Consider the following 18,255-nt stretch of genomic DNA (forward strand, 5'->3'; position numbering starts at 1 on the left):
GTATCTATTTTATCAATGGAAGCTTGCTCATAACATCAAGGGCAATATCTGCGAAATGCGAGGCCAGTGCCGACGATTTAATACCAGAGGGCCGTATGAGCTTGAACTCGAAGGGAATGCTTGGCCCGAATGGTACCACCGATATGCGATCAGACTGGAAAAACTCTGCCGTGAGCGAGTCAATGATTGCGATGCCAAGCCCTTCAGCAGCCATCAGACAGGCGACATAAGAAGGCTGGGCCTCTGCCAGAATTTTGGGGCGAACCCGCGCGGCCTGAAAAACCTGACCCAGCCATTGTGCCGTATCGGTTTGATACGACAGCGACACCAGCGCTTCCCCATCCATATCCTCCGGGCGCAAAACCTTGCGTTTTGCCAAAGGGTGATCGGATGCCATGACACAGACGCAGTCGACATGCCATGTGCCAAGTACCTCAATTTCCGGCCTGTCGACAGACAAATGACAAAGGCCAAGGTCGAATTGTCCCGACCCGATTAACTCACCAATGCGTGGTGAAGTGTGAACGTCCAGAGTTGTCTTGACCGTTGGGTGCAATTTCACAGCCTGGCGCATGATGGACGGGGCAAGTGACAGTGACAAAGCCGGCATGACGGTCATTCTCACATGACCGCGCCTCAGCTCCCGTATTTCTTCAGCCGCGCCGGCAATACGATCAAGACCAATGAAATAAGTGTCGACCTCGCGTTTGAACTGACGGGCTTCGGGCGTTGGTTTGACTGTCCGCCCGCTGCGTTCAAACAGGGTCAGCCCGGTGTCAGCCTCCAGCCCGGAAATCATCCGGCTGACGGCAGGTTGCGAAATATTGAGCATTTCAGAGGCGCGGTTGATCCCGCCATAATTCATAACCGCACGAAAGACTTCCAGTTGGCGTTCTCTCATTTACTTGCTTTCAGGTTATGTATTTCGGGTAAAACATAACATCGAACAAAGTTGACCGAAAGTCGCTGTCGTTTTCAGGCGTGCATATCAAACCGGCAGATCGCGTCCATCTGCAATGGATTCCATGGCAAGATACGACGTCACCGCATCCAGCTCAACTTGCCCGATCAGACGTTGATAAATGCGATCAAAGGCATTCATGTCCTCAGCCACGATTTTGATGATGTAGTCATAATCACCGGCAACCCGGTAAAAGCCCATCACATTGGGCACTGCCAGAACCACCTCACGAAACTGCTTCAGCCAGTCAGCGGAGTGATGGCGCGTGCGCACCAGAACGAAAACCGTCAAGCCCAAACCAAGCTGTTCAGAATCAAGCCGCACGGTCTCGCCCTTCAGCAATCCGCTGTCACGCAAGGCTTTCAGCCTTCGCCAGCACGCATTCTGGGACAGTCCCACTTTTTCCGCCAGATCACGCTGTGACAGCGAAGCATCATGTTGCAGAACCCGTAAAATTGAACGATCAATATTATCTATATTTGAAGCCATGGACGATCATTTGACCACATATTGAAAAGAATCAAGAGGAAATAGGTGGTATTCTAGCATGAAATGCGAATTAAACTGGTAAGAACACCAGACGGAGCAAATCATGCAAGCAGATCCTAACCCTCTCCAGACCTTTGCGGCCTCATTGAACTCGGATGACGTCATCCAGGCGTTGAGGGACAGCTTGATCGGGGACGGGATGACAATGGATGGACCATTCGGGTCCAAGGAAATCTTGTATGCCGACTATGTGGCATCAGGGCGCGCGCTGCATCTGATCGAAGAATTCATCATGACGAAGGTGCTGCCCTATTACGCCAATTCGCACACCGAAGCGTCCTTTTGCGGTGCCTTCATGACCCGTTTGCGCGCTTCGGCGCGTGCAGACATTGCGCGACTGTGTGGTGCCACAGAGGGTTTTTCAACCGTGTTTGCCGGTGCCGGTGCCACTGCTGGCATCAACCGCATCGTGGGGCTGCTGGGCGTTGCCGACGCTGTTCGGAAGGGCGAAAACCCTCTGATACTGCTTGGCCCTTATGAACATCATTCCAACATTCTGCCCTGGCGCGAAAGCGGCGCGCAGATCATCGAAATTGAGGAAGACGCCACTGGCGGTCCGTGTCTGGCATCACTGGAACAGACGCTGCGGGAAGCAGGTCCTGACCGGCTGATAATCGGCGCGTTTTCACTCGCGTCCAATGTCACAGGTATCGTGACGGACGCAGATACAGTGACCAAATTGCTGAAAGATCATGGCGCATTTTCCGTCTGGGATTGTGCTGGTGGAGGCCCCTATTTGCCGCTGGATATGCGCGCGGGCACGCCTTACGAGAAAGACGCCATCATTGTATCGCCTCATAAATTCATTGGTGGTCCCGGCGCATCCGGTGTGATGATCGTGCGCAATGCAGCGGTTACACGTCAGAAACCTGTCATTTCCGGCGGCGGCACGGTCAAATTCGTGTCTCCATGGGCACATGATTATTCTGACCATATTGCTGTGCGTGAAGAAGCCGGCACGCCAAATGTCGTCGGCGATATCCGCGCCGCCCTGTGCTTTCTTGTAAAGGAATCCATCGGACAGACCGCAATGGACAAGCGCCATAATCAGTTGCGGGACCGGGCGCTGAGTGTCTGGCAGAACAATCCGAACATCGATATCCTCGGCAATCCTGATGCGGATCACTGTCTGCCAATCTTTTCAATGCAGATACGCGATTCAAAGCAAGGCGGTTTCATCCACCAGCAACTTTTCACAAGGCTTTTGTCAGACTGTTATGGTGTTCAGGCACGCGGTGGCTGCGCTTGTGCGGGACCCTATGCCCACCGTCTTCTGGGCATAGATCAGCAACACTCCGAATCCATTCGGGCTGCGATCCTGTCCGGAGCGGAATTTGAAAAACCGGGTTGGACCCGCCTGAACTTCAGTGTTCTTCTAACCAATGAGAAAGCGGATTGCATTATTGATGCAGTTGATACGCTGGCGCGCAATCCTTACCCCATGGTCGATGCCTATCGCTGTGACGATGCCACGGCCCGCTTCAGCCCTTTGCAGCAATCTGCATAAACGGTTCAATGGCTTTTGCAACAGCAAGGATACGGTCATCCTGACCGAACGGAGCTGAGATCAAGGCTCCAATTGGCAGTCCCTTACGATCAACACCAATTGGAAGACTGACCCCGGGCATGCCCAGATAGTTCCCCAAGATGGTGTTTCTCAACGCTTTGAGATTTGATTGCGCAAAAAAATCGTCGTCAGCTTCCAGCGGCGCAAGTGCAGGTGCTGTCATCGCAACTGTCGGGAACAGCAGGCATTTATCGCCAAGGATATTGCCTGCAGTTTCCTGAAGCCGTTCCCGTTCCCATTGCAAGCGAATGTAATCCTGAGCCGAAAACCCGCTCGCTGCCATCATGCGTGTGCGGACGCGCTGGTCCATCTCGTCCGCCCGTTCGCTGCTCAGCAAGGCTTCATGAAACGTCGCGGCTTCTGCAACGGTTGGCGTGCCATGTGCGGCGAAGAGCTTCATGATCTCGGCGAATATGGGAAAAGGCGCGCGGCTTATACGGATGCCCGCATTTTTGAGGCGATCAACGGCTTCGTCAAAAGAGGCGCGGATATCAGCTTCAATTTCATCAAAGACAATCGTTTCGGGGATCAGAAATTCCAGGTCAGCCAAGTCTACATCGGCAACGGGAGCCGCAGCATGGGCGCGCATCAGCGCATCCAGAACGATAAGATCATCAACGCAATGGGCAAGCGGCCCCAGCGAATCCAGACTGGATGACAGTGGAAAAACGCCTTGCTTGTCATATCGGTTCTGGCTTGATTTGAATCCTGCCAGCCCGCAAAAACTTGCTGGAACCCGCACCGATCCGGCTGTGTCTGTGCCAATGGCAACAGGTGCCAGGCCGGCGGCAACAGCAATGGCAGAGCCAGCGGAGGACCCGCCCGGCGCGCGTGGCATCTCATCTGAATAGGGATTTACAGGCGTGCCATAATGCGGATTGAGGCCAAGGCCGGAATAGGCAAATTCCGAAAGATTGGTTTTGCCCAGGCAGACCAATCCCAGATCACGGCAGGCGGCAACGGTGGCTGCATCGCTCTTGGCGGGGTTTGCATTGGCATAGACTTTTGATCCGGCAGTGGTCGTATCACCCTCGGTATCAAACAAATCCTTCCAGGCAATGGGGATGCCATCCCACGGGCTGAGCTGAGTGCCGTTCAAACGCCGTGCGTCACTTGCCTCGGCTTCGGCCAGCGCACGGGCTTTGGTGATTTTGATAAAGATCGATTGATCGTGGTATTGCGCGATAGCGTTTAGATAGCGCTCTGCAAGCTCCACGGCCGTCATTTCACCCGCTTGCAGCATACTTGCAAGCTCTGTGGCCGAGAGCCCGTTTAAAGTTTTTTTCGTCACGCTTGGTCTCCGTCGCCCAGTCCCATATACGAACAGCATCACGGCCGCCGGAAACACAATAATCAGAATGAGCACTGCAATGTAAGCCGCAATATCAGGCAGTGCGCTCTTTGATGCTCAAACCTGACGGCTTGGCAGCGATGAACAGGTTCACACCTCGAAATAGATCAGATCCATGCCTGCGGCGACAATAAGCGTTCCTTAGAATCCGTCGGAATGTTGCATTTTGAAATGATATGGACGGATGCTATTGAACATGTCGAATCTGAGGTGAAAGCTGATCACGACACCACTGAACAAGTTAGCCAGGAACGGAGCTTTGGCTTGGAAAGTAAGAATCTATGACCATTGAATTGCCGGAACTGGGATTTGGCGGAGCGCCTATTGGTGGCTTGATGGACGCTGTTGATGATGCCGCAGCACTTGATGCGCTTGCGGCTGCACTGAAAAGCGGAATTCGCTATTTTGACACCGCACCACTTTATGGCTTTGGTCTGTCGGAGCGCCGAACCGGTGATATGCTGCGCGGGACTGAGGACTTTGTCATTTCAACCAAGGTCGGTCGTTTGCTAAAGCCGGGCAGGCCAGCAGATCCGAACCAGTTCGCCTGGTCGAACCCGCTGCCGTTTCATCCCGATTATGATTATGGCTATGACGGTGTCATGCGATCCTTTGAAGACAGTCAGCAACGGTTGGGACGCGACAAGATAGACATGCTGTTTCTGCATGATATCGGATCCGATACCCATCGGGATCCGACTGAGGAAGCGCGCCATTTCAAAGATGCGATGACGGGCGGATACAAGGCGCTGGATGAATTGCGAAGCGCAGGCGATGTGAAAGCCATCGGCATTGGCGTCAATGAAACGGATGTCTCCATGCGCACACTCGATCATGGAGATTGGGACGTCTTTTTGCTGGCTGGCCGTTACACACTGCTGGAGCAGGAAGCACTGGACGCATTGCTGCCCAAATGTGAAGCCCAGTCGGTCAAAATCGTGATTGGTGGCCCTTTTAACTCAGGCATCCTGGTGGGCGGAACAACCTGGAACTACAAGGCTGCGCCAGCCGACATTCTGGAGCGCGTCGCCGGACTGAAAAAAGTTTGCGCAGCACATGATGTGCCGCTTCCTGCCGCCGCTTTGAAATTCCCGCTCGCACACGCATCCGTCATAAGCGTCATTCCGGGCGTGCGGACACCCTGCGAGGTTTCCCAGCTTTTGGAGTGGTGGAACACGGACATTCCTTCATGCTTCTGGTCAGACCTGAAGCATGAAGGTTATGTTCGTGAAGATGCGCCCGTACCGGGCGCATAAACAAAATTGAAAACAGTTTACGGTCGTTCAATCATCCCGATAGGGAACGACCAGTGTGGGAATGGTTGCTCGGCGCAAAACGCGCTTGGCAACTGATCCCAGAAATGTCTGGGAGAGCCCGTGATTGTGTGCTCCCAGAACAATGAGGTCACATCCCAGTTCTTTTGCACGACGCAGAATAACTTCAGCGGGATATCCTTCGGTCACTTCAATTGACTGGACCTGATCCCGAATGCCCCGGTCTTCCGGTGGCAGTTCAGCCCAAAAAGTCTTCTGCCGCTCGGTCAGGATGGCTTTGACATGTTCCGTCCTTGTTTTCATGGCGTTCTGCCGCGATGTCTTATCCTGCATGAACATCTGCAAGGTAACTTTTGCATCCTCGCTCATGGGTTCACTCACATGGAGAACATGAAGCTTGGCGCCGGTTGCCTTCGCCATGCTGGCTGCATGGCGAAGGGCAAAGGTTGAGTTCGTCGACAGATCTGTCGTGAACAGAATGTGGGTGACTGTTGGTTGCATGTTTTTTTCTTTCTGTACTCAGGATCAGTAGCCAAAGAACCGTGGCAGCCACAACGAAATTTCAGGGAAGAACGCAATCACGAAGATTGCTGCTGTGTTAATGGCTGCAAAGGGCAATGCCTTGAGTGATATTTCCTCAATGGATATCTTCGATATCCCCGAGGCAATGAATAGATTTTCACCCAAAGGCGGGGTTTGAAAACCGATGCCCAATGTACAGATCATCACCACACCGAAATGGATCGGATCAATACCCACACTATAGGCAACAGGAAGCATCACGGGCACCAGGATCAAAATGGTCGCCAATGTTTCCATGAACATGCCCACAAACAGCAGGAAGAAGATGATCAGGAACCAGATCAGATAAATGTTGTCGGTAAACGATAACATCCCGTCTGCAATCACAGCCGGTATCTGGTTTTCCACCAACAGGCGTCCAAACACAGTTGCGGTAAACATGATCAACAGCACGCGGCCGGTCAGCCATGTGGTTGTTTCAAGCGCAGTAAAGAGCTTTTCCCACGACATTTCCCGATAGATGAACGTACCGACAATCAACGTGTAGAAAATTGCCACAATAGCCGCTTCGGTTGGCGTGAAGAACCCGGAATAGATACCGCCGAGAATGACAACCGGTGCCATCAGCGCCCAGAAACCACGATACAGTTCGCACCAGATCTGGCGGGCCGACCACCCTTCGGTGGTTCCGACGTAATTGTTCTTCTTTGCAATGAAATAGTTCACGATCAGCAGACTGCCTGCAATCAGGAACGCAGGCAGAAACCCTGCAATGAACAATTTTGGAATGGAAACAGTCTGGAACGTTCCATGCAGTTCAACGGCGGCAGGGGGGGGCGGCATGCCCAGTGCTGCAATACCGAAAATAATCAGCGGGATGGAAGGCGGAATAACAATTCCCAGACCGCCAGCAGACGCTGTCACGGCGGATGAAAATCCTTTTCCGTAGCCGCGCTGGATCATCGCCGGGATCATCAGCATACCAACCGCAGCGGTTGTTGCAGGGCCCGATCCGGAGATCGCACCAAAGAAGAGACATGCCACCACAGTGGCAGCTGACATGCCGCCGGTGAACGGACCGGCGAAACTCTCTGCGACATTGATCAGTCTTCGGGAAAGGCCCGCCGCCTCCATGAGTGCACCCGCCAGGATAAAGGCCGGAAGGGCCATCAACGGAAAGGAGCCGACAGATGTGTAAGCAATCTGGACGAATTTGATCGGATTTTCATCAAGATAGATGAATGAGATCAGCGTCGAAACGCCCAGTGCAACAGTGATCGGAGCGCCGATGAAAAGCAGCAGCAGGAACGATCCGAACAGTATTAAAATGATTTCGCTTGCCATTATGTATTCCTAACAGATCTTCAGCTTCTGGCGGCTTCGGTCTCGGACTTGATAGCGTCGAGATCGATTGAATCGGGATCACGCATCTCTTCTTTGAGAATGATCTTCCGATAGTTGACCTGCAGAATACGTATGGTCATCAACGTGAAGGCGATGGGCAACACGATGTAAACCCAGCTCAGATGAAAGCCCAATGTTTGCGAGGACTGAAAACGGTTCATCTTGTTGAAGATGAAATCAATCGAGAGATAGACAAAATAGACATTGAAAAACAGCCAGAATATATCAGCAAAAGCTTCGATATATTTGATCGTGCCATTCGGCAAAAACTTGAACTGGAATGTCACCCGATTGTGGGCGCCCATCTTGGCGGCATAGCTGGCTCCGAAGAACACAAACCAAACGAACATATAAATGGATAGTTCTTCAACCCAGGAGAATGAGAACGAAAACAGGGTTCTTACAATAACCTGCAAAAACAGCAGGCATACAAAAATTACCAGCAATGTTCGGCAAATGTAACTTTCGATATGATCGATAACGTACCAGAATTTATTCATCTCACCCTCGCTTGGTGTGGATGAAGAGCGCCGGCGGCGCTCTTCAGGGTTTGTTTAAGCGGAAGGCTTATTCGGAAACCGGATCGCGACCGATTGCTGCAAGCATGGCGTTCACTTTTTCAATGCCACCCACGCTGTCGTAGAACTTCGGCCAAACCGCCGCAGTAGCCAGATCAATGAATTCCTTTTCGTCATTGTCAGCATCGACAATTTCCATGCCGTGATCGTCGATCAGCGACTGCTGGATTTCGGATTCTTTGTCGCGCAGGTATTTTGCGGAAGCTGCCGTGGCTGCCTTAGCGGCTTCAACAACGATAGCCTGATCTTCTGATGACAGTTCCTGAAACAGCTGTTCGGAGACGATCAGCGGCTCGATCAAGAAGAGATAGCGCAGGTTGGTCGCGTATTTCTGGATCTCGTAGAACTTCATCGCGTTGATCGTGATGTAGGGCGTGTCTTGGCCATCAACCACTTTGGTTTGAAGACCGGCAAAAGTTTCTGACCACGCCATCGGCGTAGGGCTGATGCCCCAGGACTTATAGGTGTCAATCATGATTGCGTTTTTAGGAACGCGAATCACCAGACCCTGCAGATCGGCAACAGTGCGCACCGGCTTTTTCGAATTGGTCAGACGCCGGAACCCTGCATAGGTCCAACCAATGATGCGCACGCCAGCGTCTTCGATTGTGTTGGCAACCAGTTCGTCGCCAATCGGTCCCTGGGTCAGCGTTTCAGCGTCTTCAAGGCTCAGCATTGCGTAGGGCAGCGAAAGAACGCCAACGCTAGGGGAAAAGGGTGTGATGTTGTTGATCGCGAGGATCGACATATCGAGCACGCCGATTGCAGCGTCATTAACTGTGTCCTGTTCGGACCCAAGTTGGCCGTTCAGGAACAGGGTTGCGGTGTGTTTGCCGCCCGAAAGCTCTTCTAGCGCTGCCTTGAAGGCCAGCCCGCCGACTTCCTGTGTGCTGCCGCCGCTGTCGCCGACAGCGATCTTGAAATTTTTGGCTGAGACACCAGATACCGCAGCGACGGACAGTGCCGCCGTGATCATCAGAGCTTTCGAAATTTTGTTGAAATATTTCATATGAAGTTCCTGTGTTTGACAATGTAACCGGAGCCACAATCAAAGCGGAGGAAGGACAGAATGCCAGTCCGCTGGTTTGACTGTGAATATTCTTCCCATCTCCTCAAGAACGGATCATTTTGTCAATGATCCCTACTCTGCAGTGATGGCAGCCTATGGAACTTGGCCTGCCGACTACGCTAGCAACTGGACAATGTTTCAGAAATAAGAAACAATGAATTGGTAATTTCAGTTTTATGAAACCTTTTTCATGGCAAAAACAGCGCTTCTACGGCGCCTCAGCGATACTGACCTCCGGCTGTTACGCGTATTTCGCGCGGTCGCTGATTGCGGGGGTGTGTCGGCGGCAGAGCTTGAGCTGAACATAGGGCGTTCAACGATTAGCCGACATCTGACCGATCTGGAACTGCGCCTTGGAAGCAAGCTTTGCCATCGCGGGCCATCCGGGTTTTCTTTGACAAATGAAGGTGTGCGAATTTATCAGGCGGCTCTTCAACTTTTTTCCGCAATGCATGATTTTCAGTCAGAGGTGGATGAAACAAATCATTCAATCACCGGTCGACTTTCAATCGCTTTTTTTGACAAGAATATGACCAATGCCCATGCCAGTGTACCACTGGCCATTAGAAGATTTGAGAAACTGGCACCCAAGGTTGAGGTGGAATTGCATGTTGAACCAATCAACGCGATTGAAACTGGCGTCCTCAATGGCACACACCAGCTTGGCATTGTCGCGATGCACAAGAAGTCAGATAATCTGAATTACCATTTTTTGTATCATGAAGAGATGCACTTATATTGCGGCAACCATCATGAGCTCTTCAATTACCCGGACAACACGATTACACGTACCGAGGTCCAAAAACACAAATATGCTGCCTTCGCATTTCACTCGCCAAACATGATGGCCAGCCACGACTGGAAGCTAAGGCGCAGTGGAACTGTGAACAATGAAGAAGCGCTGGCAATGCTGATCCTGTCTGGAAGCTATATCGGTTTCCTGCCCACCCATTTCACCAGGCAGTTCACAGAGCAGGGCCTTATGCGGACTGTGCGACCAGACATTTATCACTACCGCAGCGATCACGCAGCCATTGTGCGTAAGATACCGCGCATGCCCCGGCGGGTCGAAAAATTTCTGAACTGTCTGATCCAAGCCCACACGGTTTGAAACCACGATGACATGGCTCTCAAACCAGAAGGACATCGGCTGGGTGTACGTCAGCTGGATGTATTCATGTCTGACTGTTTTTTCGAGAATTCATCCGCAATAATTTGCCCGATCTGCTGGCAGTCTTCCACGCTGAAGCTGAGCGGAATGCGCATATCCATGATCCGCTTCAACACCAGTATTGTCTGGTCAAGAGACTGGTTTTGGGCATAGCGCCAACTGTCAAACCGGCTCGTGAAGCCAACAGGGTTGGCATCGCCAAACCATTTCAGTTCAACACCACGTTCAAGGCACGCAGCCAAAAATTGCCGACACGCATCGTCATCCCAATTCGGAACCAAAAACTGAAACGATGAGCCGACATAGAATTCCTGCTGCGGCCGAACCGGTATCGTCAATCCTGGAATGGTTTGCAGGGATTGTTCCATGACTTGATAGCGATGGTTCCAACGTTCAATATTCTGGTCCAGCAGCTTAAGCTGAGGCCGCAGAATGGCAGCGCGCAGATTGTCCATGCGCGAGGAACAGTTCGGCATATCCAGACGCGCCTCGGCATGGGCATCCATATCAGGTCGTGCGAGGTGTTTTTCATAGAGCATGTAAGACCCGGAAAGGATGGATGCCTTTGCCATCAGGTCAGGATCGTCTGATGTCAGCAATCCGCCTTCACCGCTATTGATGTGTTTGTAAGTCTGGGTGCTGAAGCAGGCGGCCAGGCCAAAATTTCCGCTCTTGGTGCCGTTCCATTTGGCACCCATTGTATGGGCGCAATCTTCAATCATCTGCGCCCCATGTTGTTCCAGCAGCGCGCAAAGCTTCTCCATGGGCGCAATATGCCCCCGCATATGCGACAGCATCAATGTCTTTGCGCCAGTGGAGGCAAGTTTGGCGGCCAGATCATCCAGATCAATCGTGAGGTTGTCATTGGCCTCGACAAAAACCGGCTCGGCACCCACCGCCGAAATGGCTCCGGGAACCGGCGCCAGCGTAAATGCATTGGTCAAAACCTGATCGCCGGCTTGAACACCGGAAGCACGCAGCGCAATTTGCATGGCTGTGCCGCCAGATGCCGTCGCCAGGCAGAACTTGCTGCCCTGATAGGCTGCATATTCGCGTTCCCATTCGGCGGTTTCGCCAAATTCGCCAGGCAGCGTATTGTATCTGTGTAAGCGGCCGGATTGCAGAACTTTGACAGCCTCATCAATGGCATCTGCGGGAATTGGTTCCTGCTGTGTAAAAGGCTTGTTGAAAACGGCTTGTGGCATTGGAAGGCTCGCTTGCTGTCTGCGGTATCTGGGCAGGGCTGTGGCCCTACAGGAAATCGTCGCGGCGCGGGGTGAACGTATCGATCAACTCTCCAGCCTCCATACACTGGCACCCATGCACAGCATTGGCAGGGATAATCAGCGAATCGCCTTGGCTGAGCTCAAAGTCCTCTCCAGAAATATGGAACAGGAATTTGCCGGAGTTCACATAGGTGGATTGTATATGAGGATGTTTGTGCAGCGCGCCTTCAGCACTTTTTTCAAAGCAAAAGATGACAGTCATCATTTCCGGTGCATCTGAAAGAACCTGACGTGTCACACCCTTGTCAGGGCTGATAACCGGAAATTTGGTGCGTTTGGTTGGTTGCATTATATTGGCCTCAAAATGTGGTGGGGCAGGATTAAGGAAATGATGTGGAGACGCGCTTGCCGCTTTACTGTCAGTTTAGACCATAATTTACCAATGTTAAATCCGGTCCCCGGTGATCAGATCTGGGCAAACATTTCCATAGTCAGCTGATCCAAAGCTGGCCTGAAGCTGCTGTGGCAACGAGGCCTGACGCGTAGGGCGAGCCGATGTGGTTGATCAAATAGTTTAACATTGGCCAATTATGTTCTAGTATGGTAGTCGAAGATACCTCAAGAGTGCGACATGAATAATCCTGCCAATCCAACGACAACAAGATTTTCCGGAGCATCCGGCCTGCGCCAACGGTCCGAGCAGATTCGGCGCACCAATACGGATGACATTTTCGATAAGATCTACGCCGACATCACGACCCTTCGCCTGAAGCCGGGCACAAAGGTGTCAGAGGTGGAAATTGCCCGTCAGTTTGATGTCTCGCGTCAGCCGGTTCGTGAAGCCTTCATTCGGTTGAGCAATATGGGGCTGTTACTGGTCCGACCTCAGCGGGCCACGATCGTCAAGAAAATTTCGTTGAAGGATATTGCCGATTCCCGCTTTGTCCGTAAGGCAATCGAAGTTGAAGTCGTGAGTGTTGCCAGCGGAAAGTTTGATAAATCCCACGAAGCAGCCTTTGATGAAAATCTGGCCTTGCAGAGTGAGGCGGTTGAAAACAACGATTTTCAGACCTTCAAGGAACTGGATTCTCAGTTTCATAAACTCCTGTGTCTGGTAGCCGACAGCGAGCTTGCCTATCAGACGATTTCGGAAAGCAAACTTCAGGTGGATCGCCTTTGCGCATTTGCCTTGTCGCGCCGTACCGAGTTCAATGATGTGTATCAGGATCATATCAAAATGTATGAATTTCTGAAGCAGGGTGATGCAGATGGACTTGTCGCTTTGATGCGCCTGCATCTGTCCCGGCTGGATTCAACAATTGCAGAAGCGACCGCTTCCAACCACGACTTTTTCGTCGACTGACGACGATGCCGGTGTAACGCGTCCTTATCTGAAAAGCGAAAATCCAGCTTGAAGCAAGAAACTGGTATACTAGTATAATTTCCTGTGATAGAGGTTGCAAAGGCAAGAGTGAGTTTCGTTCATTCCTGCTGTTCGAATTTGCCTGCTGACATAAATGATTGTTCTGGGAGGAACTCATGAGTATTTCGTCGAAATTCAGAAGACTGGCGCTTTGCAGCGCTCTGGCTCTTACATTTGCCGCTGGTGCCATTGGTACGCCAACAGCCGATGCAAAAGAAATTCGTGGCTGGAACATCCATGTTGAGGATTATCCGGTATCCATTGCAATAGAATCGTTTCTGAAAGAAGTCGCAGAAAAGACCGAAGGCCGCATCAGTGGCAAGGTTTTCCACAATGGCGTGCTGGGTTCACAGCCAGACGCAATTGAGCAGGTCCGCCTTGGTGCTATTGATTTTGGTGAATTCAGCCTCGGGCCAATGGGTCAGGTCATTCCTGAGACCAATGTTGTATCGCTGCCATTCATCTTCAAAAGCATTCCGCAAATGTATCGCCTGATGGATGGCGAAGCAGGCGCGAAAATCGCTGAAGGCATGGAGAAAAAAGGCCTGATCGCAGTTGGTTGGTATGACGCCGGAGCGCGTTCATTCTACACCTCCAAACGTGCCATCAATACGCCGGATGATGTAAAGGGCCTCAAGGTCCGCGTCATGAACAATGATCTGTTTGTTGGCATGATTGAATCCATGGGCGGCAATGCAACACCAATGGCATTTGGTGAAGTCTTCCAGTCTTTGAAGACAGGTGTTGTGGATGGAGCGGAAAACAATCCGCCATCCTATGAGTCTACCAACCACTTTGAAGTAGCCAAGTTCTATTCACTGTCTGAGCATCTGATCATTCCAGAATGCCTGTGCATCAGCAAAAGAACCTGGGACACCTGGTCCGCTGAAGATCAGGAAATCGTTCGTGCTGCAGGCCACGCAAGTGCAGTACTGCAGCGTGAGTTGTGGCAGGCACGTGAAATGAAAAGTATGGAAAAAGTTGCAGCCGGTGGCTCAACGGTCAACAAAATCGACGACAAGGCACCTTTCCAGGCTGCCATGACGCCAGTTTATGACAAATTCCTGGCTGCAAATCCTGACCTGACAGATCTGGTGAACTTGATCCGCAACGCGGACTAAGGGCACACTACCAAAACCAACCCGCGCCTTCATGTCCGGCTTGGACAAAAGGCGCGGGCTTTTCTTGGCAAAATGACAGGTGGCCCGTGCGCAGCATAGCCGGTTTTCTCAAAATGATTGATGGCTTGCTTCCCCTGATCAGCAGGGTCTGCATCTTCATATGCAGCATCGCAATCGTCACATTGCTGGTGATTTTTGGCTGGCTGGTGTTCGGTCGCTATGTGCTGAATGTCACGCCGACCTGGGTTGAGCAATTGGCGCTTCTGCTGGTGGTTTACATCACGTTTCTTGGTGCCGCAGCTGGCGTCCACGAAGAGACTCATCTGGGCGTGAGCTTCATTCGGGAATCGTTTCCGGACTGGCTGAGGAAACCCTTGCGCATCGTCGCCGATCTGCTCCTGGCTTTCTTCGGCCTCATCATGTTGCTGGCCTGTATTGAACTTGTGCAATTCGGTTGGAGTACAAATCTGGCGATGCTGAATATTCCAGAAGGCATTCGAACATTGCCGGCTGCAATTTGTGGTGGTCTCATTTTCATCTTTGCGTCAGCCCATGCCATGTCACGCACATATCGATATTATTTTGCCGATCCAACCACGCTTGAACAGGTCGCTGACTGATGGGCCTTGCTATTCTTCTCGGCCTGTTTGCCGTTTGTGTCATTATTGGTGTTCCTGTTGCATTCGCAATGGGTGTCGCAGCTTTGGCAGCCTTCTTCTACGAGGGTTTTCCGCTGCTGATCCCGTTCCAGCGGATTGTCTCGGGCACGACAATATTCTCGCTTCTGGCCATTCCATTTTTCATCTTTGCCGGTGAATTGATGCTCCATGGCGGTATCGCCAAGCGGCTCGTCCACTTTGCATCAGCTCTGGTTGGCCATGTGCGCGGCGGGCTGGCGTCGGTCAACATTTTTTCCAGCATGCTGTTTGGCGGCATCTCGGGCTCGGCTGTCGCCGACATTTCCGCGCTGGGCTCCCTTCTTATCCCGATCATGAAGGAAAAGGGATATGACGGTGACTATGCAGTCAACGTAACGGTGACGTCGTCCATTGCCGGTGTCGTCATTCCACCAAGCCACAACATGATTATTTTTGCTGTGGCCGCCGGTGGGGGAATTTCCATTTCGAAACTGTTTCTGGCAGGCGTAGTTCCCGGAATTTTGATGTGCGTTTGCCTTGCAATCGCTGCTTATGTCATTGCAATCAAAAAGAATTACCCCTCCGAGCCATTTCCCGGATGGCGCACCGTTGCAATTACGGCCGCCTCGGCTCTTCCGGGTTTTGTAACCGCCGTCATCATTGTAGGTGGCGTCTTGTCCGGCGTGTTTACGGTTACTGAATCAGGTGCATTCGGTGCAATCTATGCTTTGCTCCTGACCGCCTTTGTCTACCGTTCATTGTCCTGGAAACAGTTCAAGACCGCCGTTACCACATCTGTGCGCACAACCTCCATGGTCATGATCCTGATCGCTTGCGCCGGTGCCTTTGGTTATTTGCTGGCGCTTTATGAAGTGCCCGGATTGTTGTCCCGCTTCCTGCTCTCGATCTCTGACAATCCATTGATCATTCTCCTGATGATCAACATCATGCTGCTTCTGTTGGGCATGATCATGGACATGGCGGCTCTTATCCTGATCTGCACACCCATTTTCATGCCCATTGCGACAAGTCTTGGCATGGACCCGGTGCAGTTTGGCATCATGCTCATGATGAACCTTGGCCTTGGCCTTTGCACACCGCCCGTCGGTGCCTGTCTGTTTGTCGGCTGTGCTGTTGGCAAAGTGCCGATTGAAGACGCCTTGAAGACAATCTGGCCTTTCTATCTGGCAATTCTGGCCGCCTTGCTGCTGGTCACCTACGTTCCGGCCATCTCGCTGACTTTGCCTGCGTTAATGGGGAACTAGGACAATTTGACGCCGCTTGGCGTCACATTTCGGTCTTATCCCCAACACATTCTAGGCCTAATTCAATTCGGCAGATTCAAGTTAAACGCATGTCGTGTATGGCCTTTCCTGATAACCACGCTATTGTAAAATCTGAAAAACCTGCAACCCTTCACTGAGGCGCATTGCGCGTGTCGGAAAACTGTTCGTATGGAGTCTTTTTGAATGCGGCTGTCGCGGTTCCCAATCAGGTCTCTACCTGCTTTTGCGATAGCGCTGCTGGTTATGGTGCCGGCAGTGCCTGCGCCTGCTTATGCGCTGGAATTGTTCGGCAAATGTTTGTTCGGTGCCTGCAAGAGCGATGGTTCAGCAGACAGCGATCTGATTGACCCGAAGGAATATGAAGCCGAGCTCACCATCCTGCCTACGGAAGACAAAGACATTGCCAGCGCTGTTGAAGGCGCTTCCGAGCTGCTGCGCGGCAGTGGAACGCCCATCGGGGGCTCTGCAGGGCTGCTTGCCCGCGCCAAGGGTGATTATCGCCGCATTCAGGCCGCGCTTTATAATGAAGCGCATTATGGCGGTGGCATATCGATTAAGGTCAATGGCCGTGAGGCAGCTGACATTCCCGCCGGCACCCGGGTGCCGGATGTGTCGACCGTAGATGTTGTGGTGACACCCGGCAACAAATTCAGCTTTAAAGACAGCATTGTCATGAACCCGGCACCGGCGCCGACCGACCGGAAAGATGTTGTTGATCTGCCCGCAGATCGCGGCTTTGCAGACGGAGAACCGGCGCGTGCAAAAGTGGTTCGCCTGGCGGGTGAGTTGTCGCGCGAAGCATGGCGGCAGCAGGGTTATCCAAAGGCGCGCGTTTCAAAACAAACGGTTACGGCCGTGCACCCGGAGGATTATCTGCGCGTCTATCTATGGATGGCTGAAGGTCCTTATGCCGTCTATGGCGATGTCTCCGTTGAAGGCACCGAGCGCATGGACCCCGAGTTTGTGCGCTATATGGCAGGCCTTATCAAAGGCAAGGAATTCGATCCTGATGATCTGGAAAAGGCGCGCAAGCGTCTGGAGCGACTGGGCGTCTTTTCTCTGCAGAGAATTGAAGAAGCGCCAGAAGTTCTGTCAGATGGCAGCCTTCCGATCACCATCAGAACCAGCGAAAAGAAGACACGCCGCATTGGTATTGGCGCAACCCTGTCCACCATCGACGGGGCAGGCGTGCAAGCCTATTGGCTGCATCGCAATTTATTCGGAAAGGCTGAACGCTTGCGGATTGACGCGCAAATTGCCGGCTTCGGCAATACGGTCAATTACGACGAAATCGATTACCTTCTTGGGGCCCAGTTCACCAAACCCGGTGTCTTCAATCCGGATACGGATCTGAAACTTGGTCTGACTGCCAAGCGGGAAGTCAACGACACCTATACCGAGACATCTGTCTCCGGCGAGGCCACGCTGACACATTACTATTCCGATGAACTTACGTTTACCGGCGGATTATTTGCTGAATTTGGCGAGTATACGGACACGTTCGGAACGCGCCAACTGTTTACGACGGGCATTCTCGCAGAAGCCACTTTTGACAATCGCGACAACAAGCTGGAGCCAACCAACGGGTTCTATGCGGACCTGAAGGCCCGACCCTTTTACGAATGGGAATTTGAAAGCGCTGGCCTGCATCTGGAATTGGAAGGCCGCACCTATCTGGCGCTTGGCAGCAAGAAAACGGTTCTGGCCGGACGCGTCAAACTGGGCTCTTTAGCTGGCATTGCCGTGACCGAAGCTCCGCCCGATCTGCTGTTCTTCACCGGCGGTGGCGGTTCGGTGCGTGGTTATGGCTACAAGAATATCGGCGTGAACGAGCCGGACGGCTCGATCTCCGGTGGTCGCTCACTGCTTGAGGGCTCTCTTGAACTGCGCCAGCGTATCACCGAAAGCTTTGGAGCGGTTGCCTTTGTCGATGTCGGCACGGTCGGCGCGGAAAGCACGATAGATTTTTCAGAAGACATCAAAGTCGGCGTGGGCGCAGGGATACGCTATTACACCGGCCTTGGTGCTATCCGGCTGGATGTGGCGGTGCCGCTCGATCCGGATAAGGACGACCCGGACTTTGGTATTTATGTCGGCATTGGACAGGCGTTTTGA

At 52.3% G+C, this 18,255-nt stretch carries 17 protein-coding genes; 8 read left to right on the forward strand and 9 right to left on the reverse strand.

Annotated elements, in window-relative coordinates:
* Window positions 1-4: 4 nt before the first annotated feature.
* Window positions 5-901: a LysR substrate-binding domain-containing protein gene (locus RAL91_RS08050; protein WP_306261237.1), complete on the reverse strand. Its 897-nt coding sequence runs from the start codon at window positions 899-901 to the stop codon at window positions 5-7.
* Window positions 902-988: 87 nt separating this feature from the next.
* Window positions 989-1,450 (reverse strand): Lrp/AsnC family transcriptional regulator, encoded by a 462-nt coding sequence (locus RAL91_RS08055; protein WP_306261239.1) that lies wholly within the window; start codon window positions 1,448-1,450, stop codon window positions 989-991.
* A 103-nt stretch (window positions 1,451-1,553) separates the two neighbouring features.
* On the opposite strand from RAL91_RS08055, the gene RAL91_RS08060 reads away from it, so the two are divergent.
* Window positions 1,554-3,017: an aminotransferase class V-fold PLP-dependent enzyme gene (locus tag RAL91_RS08060; RefSeq protein WP_306261241.1), complete on the forward strand. Its 1,464-nt coding sequence runs from the start codon at window positions 1,554-1,556 to the stop codon at window positions 3,015-3,017.
* Here RAL91_RS08060 and RAL91_RS08065 read toward each other — a convergent pair.
* Complete coding sequence (locus RAL91_RS08065) at window positions 2,992-4,368, reverse strand: amidase (RefSeq protein WP_306261243.1); 1,377 nt, start codon at window positions 4,366-4,368, stop codon at window positions 2,992-2,994. The genes RAL91_RS08060 and RAL91_RS08065 overlap by 26 nt on opposite strands.
* Before the next feature lie 341 nt (window positions 4,369-4,709).
* Between RAL91_RS08065 and RAL91_RS08070 the strand changes: the two genes are divergently transcribed.
* Window positions 4,710-5,684 carry an aldo/keto reductase gene (locus tag RAL91_RS08070; RefSeq protein WP_306261245.1) on the forward strand — a complete coding sequence of 325 codons (975 nt, stop codon included), beginning with the start codon at window positions 4,710-4,712 and terminating at the stop codon, window positions 5,682-5,684.
* A 27-nt stretch (window positions 5,685-5,711) separates the two neighbouring features.
* Here RAL91_RS08070 and RAL91_RS08075 read toward each other — a convergent pair whose 3' ends face one another.
* From RAL91_RS08075 to RAL91_RS08090, 4 genes are all read right to left on the reverse strand, one after another.
* Window positions 5,712-6,203 (reverse strand): universal stress protein, encoded by a 492-nt coding sequence (locus tag RAL91_RS08075; RefSeq protein ID WP_306261247.1) that lies wholly within the window; start codon window positions 6,201-6,203, stop codon window positions 5,712-5,714.
* A gap of 24 nt (window positions 6,204-6,227) precedes the next feature.
* Window positions 6,228-7,568 carry a TRAP transporter large permease gene (locus tag RAL91_RS08080; RefSeq protein WP_306261249.1) on the reverse strand — a complete coding sequence of 447 codons (1,341 nt, stop codon included), beginning with the start codon at window positions 7,566-7,568 and terminating at the stop codon, window positions 6,228-6,230.
* A 20-nt stretch (window positions 7,569-7,588) separates the two neighbouring features.
* Window positions 7,589-8,128: a TRAP transporter small permease gene (locus RAL91_RS08085; RefSeq protein WP_306261251.1), complete on the reverse strand. Its 540-nt coding sequence runs from the start codon at window positions 8,126-8,128 to the stop codon at window positions 7,589-7,591.
* A 67-nt stretch (window positions 8,129-8,195) separates the two neighbouring features.
* Complete coding sequence (locus RAL91_RS08090; RefSeq protein WP_306261253.1) at window positions 8,196-9,215, reverse strand: TRAP transporter substrate-binding protein; 1,020 nt, start codon at window positions 9,213-9,215, stop codon at window positions 8,196-8,198.
* A 250-nt stretch (window positions 9,216-9,465) separates the two neighbouring features.
* Here RAL91_RS08090 and RAL91_RS08095 point away from each other — a divergent pair, with 250 nt between their 5' ends.
* A complete protein-coding gene (locus RAL91_RS08095) occupies window positions 9,466-10,386 on the forward strand; it encodes a LysR family transcriptional regulator (RefSeq protein WP_306261255.1) in 921 nt (306 codons plus the stop codon).
* Window positions 10,387-10,436: 50 nt separating this feature from the next.
* On the opposite strand, the gene RAL91_RS08100 is transcribed toward RAL91_RS08095, so the two are convergent.
* Window positions 10,437-11,651, reverse strand: a complete 1,215-nt coding sequence (locus RAL91_RS08100; protein ID WP_306261257.1) for a DegT/DnrJ/EryC1/StrS aminotransferase family protein — start codon at window positions 11,649-11,651, stop codon at window positions 10,437-10,439.
* A 46-nt stretch (window positions 11,652-11,697) separates the two neighbouring features.
* Window positions 11,698-12,021, reverse strand: coding sequence for a cupin domain-containing protein (locus RAL91_RS08105; protein ID WP_306261259.1), 324 nt, complete (start codon window positions 12,019-12,021; stop codon window positions 11,698-11,700).
* A gap of 282 nt (window positions 12,022-12,303) precedes the next feature.
* On the opposite strand from RAL91_RS08105, the gene RAL91_RS08110 reads away from it, so the two are divergent.
* The 5 genes from RAL91_RS08110 (at window position 12,304) to RAL91_RS08130 (ending at window position 18,255) form a co-directional block, all read left to right on the forward strand.
* Window positions 12,304-13,035, forward strand: coding sequence for a GntR family transcriptional regulator (locus tag RAL91_RS08110; protein WP_306261261.1), 732 nt, complete (start codon window positions 12,304-12,306; stop codon window positions 13,033-13,035).
* A 176-nt stretch (window positions 13,036-13,211) separates the two neighbouring features.
* Complete coding sequence (locus tag RAL91_RS08115) at window positions 13,212-14,216, forward strand: TRAP transporter substrate-binding protein (RefSeq protein ID WP_306261263.1); 1,005 nt, start codon at window positions 13,212-13,214, stop codon at window positions 14,214-14,216.
* A gap of 113 nt (window positions 14,217-14,329) precedes the next feature.
* Window positions 14,330-14,836, forward strand: a complete 507-nt coding sequence (locus tag RAL91_RS08120; RefSeq protein ID WP_306261264.1) for a TRAP transporter small permease — start codon at window positions 14,330-14,332, stop codon at window positions 14,834-14,836.
* Window positions 14,836-16,119 (forward strand): TRAP transporter large permease, encoded by a 1,284-nt coding sequence (locus RAL91_RS08125; RefSeq protein ID WP_306261265.1) that lies wholly within the window; start codon window positions 14,836-14,838, stop codon window positions 16,117-16,119. The genes RAL91_RS08120 and RAL91_RS08125 overlap by 1 nt, the downstream gene beginning before the upstream one ends.
* A 264-nt stretch (window positions 16,120-16,383) precedes the next feature.
* Window positions 16,384-18,255, forward strand: coding sequence for an autotransporter assembly complex family protein (locus tag RAL91_RS08130; protein ID WP_306262852.1), 1,872 nt, complete (start codon window positions 16,384-16,386; stop codon window positions 18,253-18,255).

This window comes from Pararhizobium sp. IMCC21322 (assembly GCF_030758295.1).
GTDB lineage: Bacteria > Pseudomonadota > Alphaproteobacteria > Rhizobiales.